Annotated in this window: 12 protein-coding genes; 1 reads left to right on the top strand and 11 read right to left on the bottom strand. The window is 68.8% G+C overall.

Features of this window, described 5'->3' with window-relative positions:
* Positions 1-90: 90 nt before the first annotated feature.
* The 7 genes from QK442_RS10125 to QK442_RS10095 are packed head-to-tail and all read right to left on the bottom strand — an operon-like array spanning position 91 to position 8,359.
* The gene (locus QK442_RS10125) at positions 91-519 is read right to left on the bottom strand and encodes a hypothetical protein (RefSeq protein WP_071272000.1); all 429 of its coding nucleotides are present in this window, start codon (positions 517-519) and stop codon (positions 91-93) included.
* A complete protein-coding gene (locus QK442_RS10120) occupies positions 516-2,618 on the bottom strand; it encodes an integrase (RefSeq protein WP_282693539.1) in 2,103 nt (700 codons plus the stop codon). Before QK442_RS10120 ends, QK442_RS10125 begins: the two co-directional genes overlap by 4 nt.
* Positions 2,615-4,540: a hypothetical protein gene (locus tag QK442_RS10115; RefSeq protein WP_282693538.1), complete on the bottom strand. Its 1,926-nt coding sequence runs from the start codon at positions 4,538-4,540 to the stop codon at positions 2,615-2,617. The genes QK442_RS10120 and QK442_RS10115 overlap by 4 nt, the downstream gene beginning before the upstream one ends.
* A complete protein-coding gene (locus QK442_RS10110; RefSeq protein WP_071278447.1) occupies positions 4,540-6,018 on the bottom strand; it encodes a hypothetical protein in 1,479 nt (492 codons plus the stop codon). The genes QK442_RS10115 and QK442_RS10110 overlap by 1 nt, the downstream gene beginning before the upstream one ends.
* A gap of 42 nt (positions 6,019-6,060) precedes the next feature.
* Entirely contained in the window at positions 6,061-7,170 is a 1,110-nt protein-coding gene (locus QK442_RS10105) for an MFS transporter (protein WP_282693537.1), read from the bottom strand.
* On the bottom strand, positions 7,167-7,643 hold the full coding sequence (locus QK442_RS10100; RefSeq protein WP_282693536.1) for an NUDIX domain-containing protein: 477 nt from the start codon (positions 7,641-7,643) through the stop codon (positions 7,167-7,169). Before QK442_RS10100 ends, QK442_RS10105 begins: the two co-directional genes overlap by 4 nt.
* Complete coding sequence (locus tag QK442_RS10095) at positions 7,640-8,359, bottom strand: phosphotransferase (protein WP_282693535.1); 720 nt, start codon at positions 8,357-8,359, stop codon at positions 7,640-7,642. Before QK442_RS10095 ends, QK442_RS10100 begins: the two co-directional genes overlap by 4 nt.
* A 120-nt stretch (positions 8,360-8,479) precedes the next feature.
* Here QK442_RS10095 and QK442_RS10090 point away from each other — a divergent pair, with 120 nt between their 5' ends.
* Positions 8,480-9,001 (top strand): NUDIX domain-containing protein, encoded by a 522-nt coding sequence (locus QK442_RS10090; RefSeq protein WP_282693579.1) that lies wholly within the window; start codon positions 8,480-8,482, stop codon positions 8,999-9,001.
* Positions 9,002-9,014: 13 nt separating this feature from the next.
* Here QK442_RS10090 and QK442_RS10085 read toward each other — a convergent pair whose 3' ends face one another.
* The 4 genes from QK442_RS10085 to QK442_RS10070 all read right to left on the bottom strand — a co-directional run bounded on the left by QK442_RS10085 (position 9,015) and on the right by QK442_RS10070 (position 15,706).
* On the bottom strand, positions 9,015-9,617 hold the full coding sequence (locus QK442_RS10085; RefSeq protein WP_282693534.1) for a DUF6262 family protein: 603 nt from the start codon (positions 9,615-9,617) through the stop codon (positions 9,015-9,017).
* Entirely contained in the window at positions 9,614-12,226 is a 2,613-nt protein-coding gene (locus QK442_RS10080; protein ID WP_282693533.1) for a tyrosine-type recombinase/integrase, read from the bottom strand. Before QK442_RS10080 ends, QK442_RS10085 begins: the two co-directional genes overlap by 4 nt.
* Positions 12,223-13,398: a tyrosine-type recombinase/integrase gene (locus tag QK442_RS10075; protein WP_282693578.1), complete on the bottom strand. Its 1,176-nt coding sequence runs from the start codon at positions 13,396-13,398 to the stop codon at positions 12,223-12,225. The genes QK442_RS10080 and QK442_RS10075 overlap by 4 nt, the downstream gene beginning before the upstream one ends.
* A gap of 436 nt (positions 13,399-13,834) precedes the next feature.
* Complete coding sequence (locus tag QK442_RS10070; RefSeq protein WP_282693532.1) at positions 13,835-15,706, bottom strand: ABC transporter ATP-binding protein; 1,872 nt, start codon at positions 15,704-15,706, stop codon at positions 13,835-13,837.
* Positions 15,707-15,940 lie beyond the last annotated feature (234 nt).

Raw genomic sequence — 15,940 nt, 5'->3', positions numbered from 1 at the left:
GAGCGCATCGAACCCAACGAGCCGGAGCCCGTGCGCAACGACGTGGAGGTCGCGGCTTCGCCAGGGATCAGCGGGAGTGCCATTGCGCGGCTACGGCCGACGAGCGATGGGCACGACTGTGCCGGATCGGTCGGTGAGTTCGGCGCGTAGAGCCTGGTTGTCGTGGTGGAGGGCGGCGATCGCGGTCGCGGCGGCCTTCAGCTTCATCTCCAGCTGCGTGCATTCCTGTGTCTTGGCGGCGAGGCGCTTACGGAGGCGGGTGATCTCGGCGTCCCGGCGGGCCTCTCCTGCCGTGGTTTTGCCCCGCTCGGCGATGTGGGCGTCCCATTCGGTGAGAATCGGCTGGGCGCGGTTCATCGTGGCCCGGCTGACCTGGGCTTCTCGCCACAGGTTCTCTTTGGTGAGCCGTCCGTCGGTGCGCTGGGGCTTGCCGGTGAACAGACGCTGCATCGCGGCCCGCAGGGCCCTCGCCGTCTCGGGTGAGACGCCGTCGGATGTGACGCGGCTTGGGGTGGTCATGCGGATGTGCCTCGAATCTTGTCCAGGACGGCTTGGGCGCGTTCGGCCTCTCTGGAGATCAGGGCCTTGCGGCCGGCGGGCAGGCCCGGTGTCTGTAGGAGTTGGAGCTGGGTGCGGTGGTGGGAGTCGTACAGCGCGACGTGCTCGGTGCCGATCATGCTGTTGGGGCAGCGGTCGGGGCGGCAGCGGTCCTCCAGCGGGCCGGCGTGCCCCTCGGGGACGACCGCGTTCTCCAGGCAGACGGCCCCGGCCGGGTTGCGTTCGTCGAACAGGCAGTTGTTGAGCGTGCCGAACCTGATGGTGATCCGGGCCTTGTGCAACAGGTCGTCCTCGACGCGGGCGTCCCCGTGACGTGCCTTGACTGTCGCCGTGATCTGGTCGAAGGCGGCCTTGAGGCGTTCGGCTGCCGGGCCGAAGCCGATTTCCTCGCCCCTGCTGTGGACCCCGTAGAGGTCCTTGAGCCGACGGAACCGGGCGGCGTGGACCGCGTCGTCAAGGTACTTGGCCCACGTGGCATCGGGCGCGGCGTAACCGCGGGTGGCGCGGTTGGCCAGGGCCCGAGTGGCGATGTGCTTGAGCTGGATGCCCAGCGCGATCTCGGAGCCGGCGAACTGGTCGGTGAGCATCGCCATCGTGCGGCGGAACATGTGGGGACGGACGGTGCCGGCAGGAATCGGCTCAAGCCCCGAGAAGGTGTGTCCGGCGTTGACGGCGGTGATGAACGAGTCGACCATGTGGCCGCCGTTGAGCTCCTCGTTGACCGCCCTCGGCGTGAGCGTCGAGAACACCCTGGTGGGGTGAGGTGAGACGGCCTCGGCGACCGCGATGGCCTCGGCGACCGGCTCGCTGATCCACCAGTGCTTGCGCGGCCGCCCGTCGTGGCCCTTGACGAGGGTGGAGGCGATGGCGGGCGCGTCGTAGTGCTCCACCACGCTCCCGCGGACGATCTCCTGCAACTCCGAGTCCCGCATCATCGACAACGCCGCCACCAGCACGAACGCGGCATTTCGGAGGGTGGTCGCCAGGACGGACAGCTCGTAGAGGTCGAAGCCGGGATGCCACGGCCCGCGGCTGCCGTTCGCACGGGTCACCTCGACCAAGGACATGGGGAAGCCGAGGTGGTAGCGGCCGTCGGCAACGGCGCGCAACACCTTCGCCCGCCGGCTGCGCGACGCTGCCGAAGACCGTCCGAACAGCGCCCCGCAGCGACGCTCGTTCACGCCCAGCAGCAACGCGAGCATCGACCAGTTGACCTCCGGCGGCAGGTCCCCCGGCCATTCCGGGTCGTAGTGGCAGGGCACCTTCCATTCCGGGTCCGTCAGGCAGGCATCCAGCGCGGCGTCCCTCCCGGCAGCCGACGTGGCGGCGGCCTCCTTCAGCTGCTCGACCTGGCGAAGGGCATGGAGGATGTCAGGGGCGAAGGTGTGCACGTAGGTCCAGGCCGCCCGTACCAGCGGAAACCAGATGTCCGGCGGCACGGCCCTCGTGGACAGTTCGCCGTCCCGTACGTCCTCGGCGACCTGTCCCGCCGTCTTGCCCGGCCACGGGTCCTCGGCCGGCCAGGCACAACTCAAGGCCGGGGCGAAGAGGGACAACTTCTTCAGGAACGCGACATGCCGGGTCAGCGTCGGGGCCTTGACCGTCGTCCTCAAAGCTGTGATCCGCCGGCGCAGATCGGCCACGTTCCAGTACGCCGGGTCATCGTCCAGGCCCTCGCTTCGTGCCCACGCGATCAGCCCGCGCAGGCAGCCCATGTTCAAGTTGATGGTGCCGATGTCCCAGGGAGCGAAGCCGAAGTGGAGGCCGTGGGCTTGCAGCGTCTCGTGCTGAGGGTTGGCCAGGATCATCACCACCTCTCGAGCGAGCAGGTTCCAGTGCGGCTCAGCCAGCTCCCCGGCAAGGCGAATGCGCCACCACGCCGGATTGCGGTTGGCCGGCTTGGCCACCACCCCGTTGAAGTCGAGGACTTCGAAGTCTCCGAAACGTGGCTGCCGGGCGCCTTCCTTGCGGGCCTCCGGCAGCAGGGCCCGGCCCTGGACGATCGGCTCGTCCGGCCGGAACAGGGACTGCGTACGAGCAGTCGGGCGGGGAATGATCATGCGTCGAACTCCACGTGAGCGGACAGTGGCAGGTCCAATCGGACCAGTCCGTCGTTGATGTGCTGCCGCGCCAGGGCCTTCTCCTGCTCGCTGCGCTCTTCCAGTACGGCACGGAGGTTGACGTAGGACTGGCCCCACCGCAGGGTGAAGGCTCGCGGATCGAGCCGGAGGCGTACCCTCTCCAGGTGCTCGGCGAGCAGCATCAGTTGCGGCAAGTGGCTGGGCAGGACCCAGGCGTTGCGGCACTCCATGCAGCGCAGCGGCGCGACCGCGCAGAGCTCCCCGGGGTTGCTGAACGGTGAGTCCCACGGGTTCTTGCAGTGGGAGACGCCCATGTCGAGTTCGCCCTGGACGATGCCGTCCGCCTGTTCCGCCTCCAGTCCGAATTCCCGCAGTCGCTCGCTGTTCTCGGCGATCTCGGCCGCCTCCGGGGCGATCACGGTCGGCCCGTTCACCGCCCGTTCGAACCAGTGGGCCTGGGCCGTGGTGATGACCTTGCCGGACAGGATCCGCAGTGTGGTGCCCTGGGCGTAGTGGCCGGCGAAGGTTTCCTCAAGGTGGTCGTCGGCGGCAGCGCTGATACGGCCACCGGAGACGATGGCCTTCTCCACCTTCGTGGACTTCCGCAGCCGCCCGATGTGCGCCGGGCCGTCGATCGTGACCCCGACCGAGCCCAGCCAGTCGGTGAACCGCTGCCCTGCGGCGTTGGCGTCCCAGCGTCCGAACCTGAGGTCGTAGTACACCAGTGAGGGGCGCACGAACAGGGTGTCGGTCACCTCCGGGCACTGCCTCCGCGACTGCTCCGTGACCTTCACAAGCCGGCGCACGATCGCGCTCGCCTCACGTCGCGGTCGATCGAGCGTCTCCTCGATCTCCGGCTCGTCATCCCCGGGGGCGTCGCGGAAGGCCCGGTGCCGCACGCGGTGGGCGCGCTCCTTGACCAGCGTCAAACGCACACCCTTCGGGAGGAACTCGATATCCGACAGGCCGAAGCTGGTGACCTCCTCCGAGGCGTGCCCGGTGGCATCCATCAGCAGGACTCTGAAGGCGTGAAGATCCAGGTTCGTCGGGTAGAGGCGGCGCACCAGCTGCCAGATCAGATCCCGCCGGGCCCGCCGAGGCGCGACGGTCCCGTCCTCGCGCTGGATCATCTCGCGCAGCACTGTGGGCCACAGCGCGGTGGTCGGCGGGAGCCTGTCGCCGATCTGCCGGGGCAGGATCGCTCCCCGCGACAGGCCCCACAGCAGATCCGGCACGTGCAGCCAGTCCCCCTTGTCGGGATGCCGTCCCTGCTCCGCCAGGGCCCAGCCCTCGGCCAGCCGCTTCTCCAGTGCGTGCACCGACGACCACGCGGCCTTGAGCAAGGCCTGTTTGTCGGCCCGGCTGAATTCGTCCCGTTCGGCACCCTCACCCCACCCGGTGAGAGTCTGGCCGCGGGAGAACCTCGCCAGCGACTCGTCGACCCGGCGCTCCGCATGGTCGTCCCGCCGCACGATCAAAATCCGCACGCCCGAGGCCGCCATCCCCGGCTGCCGCGAACCCTCCTTGTACGCGGCGGGCAAGGTGCGCTCCCACCGGGCCAGCAGCGGCATCAGATCCACGGACTCCAGTGACAAGGCGGCCGAGTCCTCGGATGCGGCGTCCATGGCCGCGCACACCAGATCAACAGCCCGCACGTAGTCCCGGGACGCCGAGGCCGACAGACCAGTCGCGTTGACGTACTCCACCCACTCGTCAGCCAACTGCGCGGCCAGCTTCGAACACTGGTAGTCCCCGGGATCGATGTACTGCAGCCGCTCCCGCCCCTGGTCATTGACCGCCACCACGCGCACCCCGATCCTGCCGTCCCCACCCGGAGCCCCCAGCGCCTGCCGCAGATGCGCCGTCCACTCAACAGACCTCCGCCATTTCACGCGCGCCATCAACACGCCCCTGCCGACTGCTTCTCCAACTGGAAGGCCCTGGCGGCGATCTGCGCGTAGGTAGCCTCTTCACCGGGGTCACCAAGCCACCCGGCGAACGCCGCCTCGTACTCGTGCACCAGGTCGTCGGTGTACTCGAGGTACGCGTACGTGGTCTCCGGGCTGGAATGACCGAGCCTGCGGCTGACGATCAGCAGAGGGTTGTAGCGGATGTGCCCGCTCAAGTAGGAGCGATGTCGACGCCGGCGCGCCACCAGGTCCGGCTCGGCCCCATCCATCTGACGCTCCAGATAGGTCAACAGCTGCAAGGCGTACGTGTGGCGCAGATCGTGCCAGCGCCACCTCTTGGCCGGCAGCCGCGGCGTCGTCTCATCGGCCAGCGCCACCATCCGGCGCCACGCGGCGTGCCGGTACCGCTTCCACGAATCCGCCCCCGGCATGAGACCGCCCCGCCCGAGAAACACCGTCATGGCCTCCAGTCCGAACTCGCCCTCCCAGACCGTGATCCGGCGCATTTTCGGCGGAATCGCCTGCATTGCGAACACCTGCCGTTCACCGTCGAGCACGCCGTGAACCCGGCCCGTTTCCGGCTCGGCACGGGAGACGACGAACAGCTCCCGGTGCCGGCGCTCCAGCCGCCGGGCCGCGGCCGCGGTGAACTCCGGCCGTTCCAGCAGGCAGTAGGTCTCCACGGATTGCACGGCCTGCTCAGGGACGAAGACTCTCCGTGCCTTGCCGTACTTCGCACACGCCTGGACGGTGAAGTCGGCCTCGTCGCCGGGGCGGTCCACACCCATGCCGAGCTCGGGCAGCAGCACAGTCGCCCACTCCTGCCACCGCATCCCGCTGCACACCGCCAGATCAGCCCCAGCCCGGTCACGATGCGGGGAACTCCCCCGATAGGACCGGTTCAGCCGCGCGTCCGGGCCCTGTCCGCCAAGCCCGACATCCCGGAAGTACCGGTACTGCTCCAGACTCAGATGCCGGATGTCCATCCCACGCCGCGTCCTCGGACTCAGCGCGTTCCGCCCCCGTGACGCCACCCGCACGGGCCGACGTCGCAGGTACCTCTGCTCCACCGCGAAGGCGAAGAACTGGTCCAAGACCGATGATTCCTTCGACCACGCCGAAGAACCGATCGGCTTCTCCTGCAGCTGCGTGCGCGACTTCTTGTAGGACACGAGGTCGGCCTCGGTAGCCATGAGCACCTCACGGTCACGCTCGACCTGATGGGCGCCGAACCGGGCCATGATCCGCCCGTAGTCCTTCAACGTGCCCTCGGCCAGATCCGCGTACGACATGCTCCGGCCCCACGCGCACAGGGGCTCCACCGGCATCATCGTCTCGTCATCTAGGAAGACCGGCGTGCCGTCGGAGATCCCGTGGAGCTCCAGCAAACGCGCTGCGTCAGTGCCCGTGAGAACTGGGCTGTCCAAATGTCGGCGCACCAGCGCCATGTCAACCGCGAACAACTGCATGCTCGTCACTTCTCGAGATAACTGGGAGAAGAGAGATAGCAGTCAGCGGAGAGCCAAGCGGACACCATCCACCGGCAGGAGGGACGTGGCTTGAGACAAATCTGAAACGCCCCAAGAAAGGGTGCGCTGGCTGACTCCCGCAGCCGTCGCCCAGAACAACTGGACGGCGAGCGCCGCGGCCAGGACGATCTGCCAGCCGCGGCCGGGCCCGGCCAGAAGGAGCGGCACCTGGGCGAGGGGGCTGACCACGAACCCGGTGATGATCACCGGGCCGACGCCGAACCGGTCCGTGATCCGTGAGGTGAGCAGCGCACCGGCCAGACTGCCCATGCCTCCGGCGCCCATGATCACCCCGAACGCGGTCGGGGAGACACCGAGCGCGGTGAGCAGGTAGTACGCCCAGAAGGTGTTCATCAGCGCGAGGCCGAAGGACAGCACGGCCAGGGCCGCGATCACCGTGCGGATCGTCGGCTGCCCGATCACGTAGCGCACGCCTGCGGCGATGTCCCGGATGAGGCCGCGCTGCTTCACGGCTCCGACGCGGGGCGCGTGCGGTTCAGGCGCGCGGATACGCCAGACCAGACAGGCGGAGGCGAGGAAGGAGGCGGCGTCGACGAGGAGTGACCGTGCGGCGCCGACGGCTCCCACGAGCGCCGCACCGACGTTGCTGCCCGCGCTGTCGGCCACCGAGGAGGCCGCACCCAGACGGGAGTTGGCGTCGTGCAGCAGGTGCGGGGCGACGACTGTCGGCAGGAGACTGATCGCCGCGGCGTCACGGACCACCTTCGCCGCGCCGACCGCGAGCGCCACCCCGTACAGCTGACCGGTGGTGAGCACCCCGGCCAGAGCGGCGGCCGGGATCGTGGTGAGTGCCGCGGCGGCCACCAGGTCCGAGATGAGGAGCTGGAAGCGCTTGGCGTGCCGGTCCGACATGGCTCCGGCCCACAGCGCGAGCGTGCTGGGGAGCTGGCCGAGGAACGCCAGCGTCGCCACCTGCCCGGCGGTGGCGCGCAGTTCCAGGACTGCGAGCGCGGGCAGAGCGACGGCGCTCACCCCCGACCCGGCCAGGGTCACGGCCTCGCTTCCGAGCAGGTACCGGTAGGCCGGGATCGCCCAGGCGGTCGTCTTACGGGGCCCGGCGGTGACCGTCACCGGGGCTCATCCCCGACGGCCAGCTCGGGGGCGATCACGTTGGCGTACCGGTGCCCGGCGGCGAAGAAGCGGAGGATCTCGCGGGTGAAAGGGTGGCAGTCGTCGGGCGGGCTGGCGGGATCGACCCAGACGAGCTCGCTGTGGGTGTCAGGCTCGCTGTTGTACGGCTCGCCCTCCCACTCCCGGGCCAGGAAGACGACGCCGACCACCCGTTCCCCGTCCGCGGCGTGAAGGTGGACCAGCTGGCAGAACTCGAGACGGCCCGGGGTGATGAGGACGCCGGTCTTCTCGGCGAGCTCGCGTGCGGCGCCCTCGTCGAAGAACTCGTCGGCTTCGAGCCGGCCGCCGACGACGGTGAGCAGCCCGGGGGAGTGCCACGACCGCGGCTGGTGCCGGACGGTGAGAATCCGGCCGTCGGCCGGATGCCGGAGCAGGACCATGACGTGCGTGATGCTGCGATGGACGTTGCTCACGGCCGGTCCTCCTTCATGAGCCGCTCCAGGGTCCGCCGGCCTCTGGCGGTGACCTCGGGATGGCCGTTATCCGGGCCCCAGGCCAGGCAGTTGACCGCGTCCAGCGCGGTCAGGCAGCGCAGCGCGTGCCGTTCGGCGCCGGTGAGGTCGCGCCCGTACGCCTGGAGGAACGCCCTCTCGCGGTCCGGGTGGTCGAGCCACTCGGTGACGGCGAGGACGACGAGGTCCTGCACGCGCGCGGCCGGGCGGGTGCGCTCGAAGTCGACGAGCGCGAGCCCCGCCTCGGACCACAGCCAGTTCCTCGGCTGGTTGTCGCCGTGGATGCAGCCGAGCGGCACCGGCCCGACGCGGCGGAGCTGAGCCGCGTAGTCGCGGACCAGCTGCTGCTCGTCCGCGGTGAGCCGGTCCCCAGCGCGGCCCAGGTACTTCTCCGCGCCATCGGCCGCCGCCACCAGCGACGCTTCGGCTTCCGTCCGGTCGCGGGGGTCGAGCGCACCGGCGTCGTGCAGCCGAGCGCACAGCATGCCGGCCTGCGCGTGCACGGACCGCCACTCGGCGGCGGTCAGTCCCAGCCCAGGTACCGGGCCACCGGGCGCCACGCTGAGCAGCAGCGCCAAGTCGTCCGCGCGGCTGGCGAGGAGACGGGGCGCCCGGCCGTGCCCGAGCGCGGGAACGACTCCTCGGTAGGCCCGGGTCTCACGGGCGAAGAACTTCACCGAGTTTACCGACCATCGAGACGTCCAGTTCGTCTGTGACCTGCGTCGGAGCGTCGCGTGGCTGTCCGGGACGTTGTCCGGGGCCACCCCGGTGTCAGACCCTCGCCTTACGTTGTCCCGATGATTCACGATGCGCTTGATCCACGGGCAGTAGAGGCCGCAGCCGCCGACGTCCGGCTGGCGAGGGGGAAGTTTGACGGCGCCGGCCAGTGGCTGGCCGCGGCCCGCCTGGGGCCCTCGGAGCCGCTTGCCGCAGAGGTGTGGGTCTTCGATGAGGATCTCGCTCGAGTGTTGCTGGTTCATCACCGGTGGCGGGGTTTGGTTCCACCGGGAGGGCGTGTTGAGCCGGGGGAAACGCCCCGGGAGGGAGCGCGTCGTGAGCTCTTCGAGGAGACCGGCGTCGAGGCGGAGTTGCTGCCGGAACCTGCCGCGGCCACGGTGCGCTCCTATCGCCGGGAGTGGCCTGCGACTCTCGGGCTGTCGTTCGTCGCGATCGTGAGTGCGGGAACGCCTTTGGTTACAGAGAGTGGACAGCCAGCGGCTTGGACGTCCCTGAATGAGGACTGGGCCAGCTACTTCCCCGAGGATGCATCGCGCGTCCGTCAGCACGCGCGATGGCTGCGTGAGGTCTCCGGCCGCTGATACGAAGCTCCCGTCACTCGGTGGTCCTGGGGACGGGTTGGGCCTGTTGCTGAAGCTCGACAAGCTGGGCCTCCAAGTCGGCGATGCGTTTCTCGGCGAAGCGGTTGTTTGAACGGGCTCCTTCAAGGCGTTCCTGAAGCGTTCGGTGTTCCTGGGCTAGTTGGCGGACGCGGTGTTTGAGCGAGGTGTTCTCGGTGACGAGTTTCTGGACGGACTCGCCTGGGACCATCTGCTCGAAGTCACGCAGCTGGCCCATAAGTTCACCGATGCGCTGGCGCTGGACGAGGATCTCCTTCTGGGTTCGAGTGAGTTCCTCCTCGGCGTTCAGAGCCCGTTCTCTCCAGGAGGCTTCGATGCGGTCGTGTGTGCCCTGGCTCGTTTGATCGCGTCGCCGTGTGCCAACGGCCACGGCCTCCCGGACGAGGGACTGAGCATTCCGGTTCTCATAGAGGAAGGTGGGCGACACCTGCGCTCTGGCCGCGATAGCCCTGACGGTGATCTTGGATGTCTCCCGGCGAAGCTGAGCGATGGCCTTTTCGACCTGGGTGAGCTTTTGCCCAGTCTGACGGCGGCGAGCTGCGATGGCCGCTGCGGTCTGGGGCGGAGTGGACGTCATCCGGTCACCGCCTCGGCGGCCGAATGGTCGGCAAGTTCCTGGGCTCGGAAGGCGGTGTTCCAGACCCTGCCGAAGTAGTCCTGGGGCCTGCGCAGGTCGAGAGCCAGGGCCTCGTCGAGGAGGCCGATGGCTTTCAGCGCCTTCTCGAGGCCGTCAATGGCGCGGGCCGTCGGTTCGAAGACTTCGTGCAGGAAGTCGGCGGTGGCCCCGTCGGGTGCCCGTTCGGCGAGGGTGCGCCACTGCTCGCGCTTGCGGTGCCAGTAGACGAGGTCGGCGCCGGACAGCACGAACTTGTCGCAGTTGTGGCAGTCCATGTTCCAGGGGCACGCGTTTCCATTGACGACGGGTTGGAAGGTGCAGAAACCTCCCTCGGCCGGTGTGCTGCGGCGGGTGAGGTCGATTGCCAGCGCCTCGGCCTCTTGCCGAGACATGGGCTCGCCTGCGGAAAGCACGGTCCCCGGAGCGGCGGATCCTGGACCGGAGACCCAGACAGCCGCGAGTGCTTCCTCGAGCCGGGGATCGGTGTTGGCCAGGTGGACGTAGTGCTCGGCCATCTGCACGGAGACGTGGCCCAGGTAGCGTTTGACGTGGGTGAGGTTGGCCCCATTGCGCAGGAGGTTCGTCGCCAGCGTGTGGCGGGCCTGGTGCGGGACGCAGTGCGCGATGTCGAGGGTGTCCACCCAGGCGCGGAAGTTCTTGGCGAACCAGCCGCGACTTGCTCCCTTGAGCAGGTCTCGGTTCGTGTGCCGACGAGGGAAGAGTGCAATCTGCCGTCGTTCGCGTGGTGTCGGGGGACGGCCGAACCGCTGGACGAACCGGGCGATGGTCTTGCTCTGGCGCTGTTCGAGCAGCTGGTAGAGGCGCTCGGGGATGCGGATGGCCTGGTCGTAGTTGCCGACCTTGGTCTGGTCGTGCCAGAAGACGGGCAGTTTGTTGAGCCGGCCGATGCACTCCAACCGGACGTTGAGGACCTCGCCGCAGCGACGGCCGGTGACGACGAGTGCTTCCCAGATGTCGCGCAGTCCGCGGTCTTCGTAGTCACGTGAGTGAAGCCCGGCCAGGTTCGCGTCGTCGGCGAGGATTCGCGCGACGTCGTCGGGGAAGGGCCGGCGACGTGCCCCGGGAGCATGGAAGGTCGGCAGGGCCACGATGAAGGCCCGGTCCAGGCCGATCGTCTCAGCCGTCCCCGATTCCAGGGCGTCGCGGAGCAGGCGACGCGCCGTGTTGAAGGTCCGGGACAGCGCGTTGTTGGTGACGATGGCAGGCTTCTTGGCTGCGTTGCCCCGGTTGGAGCCCTGGCAGTAGATCGACAGAGCAGTCAGCCCGTTCTTGGCGCGGTGGCGTTGGTCGGCGACGAAGTCGACCATGTGGTCGCGGGTGAGCAGCCGGGGGTCGTGGCCGCCGCCGGGTGCCTGTGCTTCCAGGTAGGCGCTGAGCTCGGAGGTGGCGCGGCGTAAGCCGTCGAACCCGCTTCGGCTGCGGGGTGGATCGCTGAGCAACCGGTCTGCCATCGAGTCCCAGACCATGTCGCGGAGCCATCGCTGGGAGATGGACGTCAGGTCGAAGTAGCTTCGGCTTCCTCGGAGGCGGACACCGAAGTGTTCCGTCTCGAGAAAGCCGGCGTCCTTGGTGTCCTGGCGGGAGAAGTAGACCAGCTGCAGTTGATCGGCCATCTCGCGGCCGACCTGATGGACCAGCGGCTTGCTTTTCGCCTCGTCGAGGTCGAGGTCAGCCAACGAGTTCAGCTCATGGAGGCGGCAGTGGTCCGTCAGGTACTGAACCCAGGTCAGCGGCCAGCTGCGACCTTGGGTGTAGCCCTGGGCATGGCGGAACATCGCCCACTTGATCTCAGCCTTCAGCAACGGAGGCAGGCCCAGGAGCGAAAGCTTTCCGTTGACCCTGTGGGCCGGGCCGCTCTGCCAGCACCAGCGGCGGAAGGCCGCCTTGTCGGTGTAGGCGACGGTGACGGTCTCGCCGCGGTCCAGGCGCCGGCTCCAGCTCTGATGCAGCGAGGCCCCTCCGGGGCGGCCTTGGTGTTTGTAGCGCGACAGGTGATTCGCACACAGCCCCAGTGGATGCGCTGCCAGCTCGGGACACGCCACCACCAAGCACTCACCGAAGGTCGGGAACGGCTTCTCTCCAGCCAGCCATCCGTCGTAGTCGACGGTCGTCCCGTGCTTCTCGAGCCAGTACTTGCTGAGCAACCTCCAGCGCCGGGCGTGCAATTGACACAGAGGCGACGACGCCCACGCCGGCAGATCCGGGCAGATCACGCACCGGGGCGGCACGGACCACGAGGCCCGCTTCTGCGGAACGGCACTACTGAGGAAGTCGGTGACGCTCACGCCGGTGGCGCGAAGTTTGACCCACTGCCGACGGTGCACATAGCAGTAGTCCCTGCCAGGTTCCTGGGGCTTCTCGCAGGCGGGGACGCCGCACAGCCAGCGGAAGTGCGGGTGGTCGCCGGGCACCACGATGACGTCGGGCCGGTAGAGCGGGTCGAACGAGGGCGCGGCGATCAGCGCGGTGAGGATCTCCAGCCGGTCGGTGCCGGTCCGGTTCGCGGGCCCGCTCGTCGGCACGACTGGCAGAAGCTCGAGCGCGGTCATGCGTCTTCACCCCAGACCGCGCTCAGGGCCGCTTGGAACTCCGGAGAATGCAGGTCGGGGTGCCCGTAGACCTCCTCGACGGTCTGAACCGATGCCCAGTTTCCCGCCTCTCGGGCGACCAGCATGTCGCCGTCGGTGGCGTCCAGGACGGCGTTGGTGAAGGTGTGCCGGAATGCGTGTGGTTTGATGCGGCCCGGCAGGTTGGCGCGGCGTCCGGCGCGTCGGAGCATCCCGCGGGCGGCATCGGCAGTCCACGGCTGGCCGCGGCGAGGACCGGACAGTTGGATCAGCAGCATGCCGTGATCGGCGGCGTGCTTGGCGTACTCGGTGGTCATGTACTGGAAGTAAGTCCGGATCATGGCTGGGCTCACGCGCACGATCTCACCTCCGGTGATGACCCCGTCGCGCAGCCACCAGTCCGGCTTGATCTTGGCTGCGGCGCGATTGGCGTTGCCCGACCGATGGCACACGTGCAGGTGAGGGCTCTTGCATTCTCCGCAGGCGGCATCGGGGCGAAGGTGCAGGTCCACGAGGTGAAGTCCCGTCAGGCCGCCAATGCGCAGACTGGCGTCCGACAGCCAGGTCACCACCAGTCTGTCGCGGGCGGTGTTCATCACCTCCATCAGCTCGGGGCGGGCTCCGTCCGGCAACATCTTCGGGTGCCGACGACGTGTGCCCCGCCGGGGCGCCAGCGGGTTGGCCGGCATCGATGTCTGAAGGTGCCCCAGCAGGGCCCGATCGCGGTCTCGTTGCGTGGGCAGCCGTCTCACCTCCAGTGCCACCGCCAGTTCCGCGTTCACGCCGGTGCCGCACTGCAGCAGGTAGAAGCCCTTGAGGCAGGCCGCGGCGACCTCCAGCGCCGACGAGCTGTACGGACGCTTGCCTTGCCGCCACGGCTGCCCGAACGGCATCGCCACCTTCGCTCCCACGGCCCCCATGTACCGGTACAGGTCCTGCAGCGACATCGACGACGTCGTGAGCCCCTCCTGCTTCCGCCATCGCAGGTGATCAACGAGGAAGTACGCGTACGTCCGCTGCGTGCCTCTGCCCTCGTACAACCGAAGGAAGCGATCCGATTCCTCTTCCACCCCGCCATCCGCACGCAGGATCGTGTACGACGAGCAGCCCCCGGCCCTTGGCATCTGCTGGACTCGAAAGTCCTCCAGCACCATCACACTTCGCACTCAGCTACCTCCACTGTGGTGTACGTGAAGGCGACAACCAGCCCGGTCGGTAAAGGGACACGCAAAGACGCCGAACCCCCTCCCAACGAATGACGCGGACACCCAAGGCGTGTTCGGTAAAACCGAGGGCGCGACCTTCACGTACCAGCCGGCCCCGCCCTTGCCGGTGAGCTCCCACACGCGGGAGCGATGCCAGTCGTGCGAGGCGTCGCGCACGGTCACGACCGGCCCGGTGAACTGCTCCGCCCAGCGCTGCACGGCGACGGGCAGGGATCTCGTCTGCCTCACGCCGTGCACCTCGCGCTCGGGTGCGACGCGTACGAGGAGCGCACGTCACAGGCGGCGCTGGTGGCGGGGGACGGGGGCATGGGCCCTCCTAGATGTGGCCTGTCCGCCCGGCGGGACGCGACAGGGGGCAGGTCGGTCAGCGGTCCTGGGAGAGTTCCAGCAGTTCGGCGAAGGTTCCGCCGCCGTGGGCGAGGTCGTCGTACCGGCCCTGCTCGGTGATCCGACCGTGCTCCATCACGATGATGTGGTCGGCGATCTTGGTGTTCTCCAGGCGGTGGGTGACGACGATGGTGATGCGGTCGGCGGCGATGGCCTTGATCTGTTCGAAGATCTGGTGTTCGCCTCGGGGGTCCATCTGGGAGGTGGGCTCGTCGAGGATGAGCAGTTCGGGCCGGCGGTACAGGGCCCTGGAACAGGCGATGCGTTGCCACTGACCGCCGGAGAGCTCCGTGCCGCCCCAGAGGTCTCGGGCGAGGAGGGTGTCGAGACCCGCGGGGAGGTCTTCGACGGCATCGCGCAGACCGACCGCGTCGATCGCCTCCCACACCGGGGCGTCGTCGTAGCTGTGGGGTTGACCAAGGGTCACGTTCTCGCGCAGGCGCAGCGGCCACTGCCCGAAGATCTGCGGCACCAGGCCGGTCAGGCGCCAGACCGAGGCCGGGTCGGCGTCGGCGAGGTCGGTGCCGTTCCACGAGACCGTGCCCTTGTCCGCTAGGTAGATGCCGGTCAGCAGCCGGGTCAGGGTGTTCTTCCCGGAACCGTTCGCCCCGACGATCGCGAGGATCTGGCCGCGCCGCAGGGTCAGCGAGACGCCGTCGACGGCGGGCTTGTCCTTGCCCGGGTACTGGTAGACGACCTCTTCCAGACGGATCTCGTCTACCGGCGCGGCCAGACGGCAAGGACCCCGCTGGGGCGCGCGGTCGGCGGCCTCGTCGAGGAAGCTCTGCATGTCACCGAGGTACAGGCTGGTGTGGAAGACCGCGGCGCCGCCGGTGACGACCTGGGTCAGAGCGGCGAGCATGGTTTGCACAGCGATCACGGCCGTCGCGGCGACGGCGAGGTCGATCCGGCCGGAGACCGCCAGCCACGCCAGTGCACCCCACGTCGCCGCCAGGCAGATGCCGCCGGCGAACGCGGACAACAGAGCGATCCGCAGGGTTCGTGGCGCGGCGGCCAGGGTGCGCCGATCGCACCGGTCTGACAGGGCCCGGTACCAGTAGACGAGATAGTCGACCATGGAGTTCGCGCGGACCTCGTCGCTGTACTTGGACTCGGTGGCCCACCAGCGCATCATCCCGCGGCTGTTGCGGTCCGCGATGTTGCCGTAGTGGATCTCGTAGTCCACCCGCGCGCTCAGCACGGCCCCGACACCGGCCGGCAGCACGGCGAGCAGCAGCAGCGGCAGCATCAGCGGGTTCAGCACGGACAGCACGCCACCGGCGGTGACCATGCGGATCACCGCGGACACGAACTGCTGCGCGTCGGCCACCATCACGTGGGTGCGCATCACCCCCATCTCGGCCGCCTCACGCCGGTCGGAGAAACCGTCCTCCGCGTACGCAGCCGCCTCCACTCGGCACACCGCCTCGACCAGCGCCGAATCCATCTCCGTCGTCAACCGCGGCGTGATCCGCCGCCCCGCGTACGAAGCCACCGCTCTCGCTGTCCGAGACACGGCGGCGGCGACCGTCACCACGAGCAGCGCCGGCAGGGCACCCCGCAGGCGGTCTCCGGCGGACCCGGCTCCGAGCACGGGTTCCATGGCGCGGGCGGTGGCCGTCAGCAGCACGGCGGCCGAGACGCCAGTGACCAGCTGGCAGCCGAGAAGCAGCTGCACGGCCCGCCGGTCGATCCGCCAGGACAGCCGCGCGATCCGGCCCAGGACGGCGGGAATCTGCGCGCACATCCGCCGGAAGGAGACCTCGGCGAGGGGGTTGATGGAGTACTGCCCTGTGTAGGTGATCTCCGCCGGCGGGGGCGGAGGCGGCGTGTTCTGCTGTTCGTTCATGGGTTTTGAGGTCAACGGCGGTTCCTCCTGAGCGGTCGGCCGGCGCGGGTCGTGAAGCTCAACGACCCCGCCGGGATATCGAACTGGTGTCTTTCGGACGCTGTTGGTTCCCCGAGATTCGGCGCGTGTCGGAGCGTGGAGAATGCACCCACCCAGGCCCCCCAACGGGCCTTCTGTGCAAGGTGGTTGGCCGAAACGCCGAGGGCGACCCCTTTATGGTGAAGGCGAGCGCGG

The organism is Streptomyces sp. CC208A (assembly GCF_030010625.1).
GTDB lineage: Bacteria > Actinomycetota > Actinomycetes > Streptomycetales > Streptomycetaceae > Streptomyces.
This window is presented reverse-complemented; position numbering and strand designations above follow the sequence as displayed.

Coding starts and splice junctions, on each gene's coding strand:
- QK442_RS10070 (WP_282693532.1), bottom strand. CDS start 15,706: ATGAACGAACAGCAGAACACGCCGCCTCCGCCCCCGCCGGCGGAGATC.
- QK442_RS10090 (WP_282693579.1), top strand. CDS start 8,480: ATGATTCACGATGCGCTTGATCCACGGGCAGTAGAGGCCGCAGCCGCC.
- QK442_RS10110 (WP_071278447.1), bottom strand. CDS start 6,018: ATGCAGTTGTTCGCGGTTGACATGGCGCTGGTGCGCCGACATTTGGAC.
- QK442_RS10115 (WP_282693538.1), bottom strand. CDS start 4,540: ATGGCGCGCGTGAAATGGCGGAGGTCTGTTGAGTGGACGGCGCATCTG.
- QK442_RS10085 (WP_282693534.1), bottom strand. CDS start 9,617: ATGACGTCCACTCCGCCCCAGACCGCAGCGGCCATCGCAGCTCGCCGC.
- QK442_RS10125 (WP_071272000.1), bottom strand. CDS start 519: ATGACCACCCCAAGCCGCGTCACATCCGACGGCGTCTCACCCGAGACG.
- QK442_RS10080 (WP_282693533.1), bottom strand. CDS start 12,226: ATGACCGCGCTCGAGCTTCTGCCAGTCGTGCCGACGAGCGGGCCCGCG.
- QK442_RS10120 (WP_282693539.1), bottom strand. CDS start 2,618: ATGATCATTCCCCGCCCGACTGCTCGTACGCAGTCCCTGTTCCGGCCG.
- QK442_RS10075 (WP_282693578.1), bottom strand. CDS start 13,398: ATGGTGCTGGAGGACTTTCGAGTCCAGCAGATGCCAAGGGCCGGGGGC.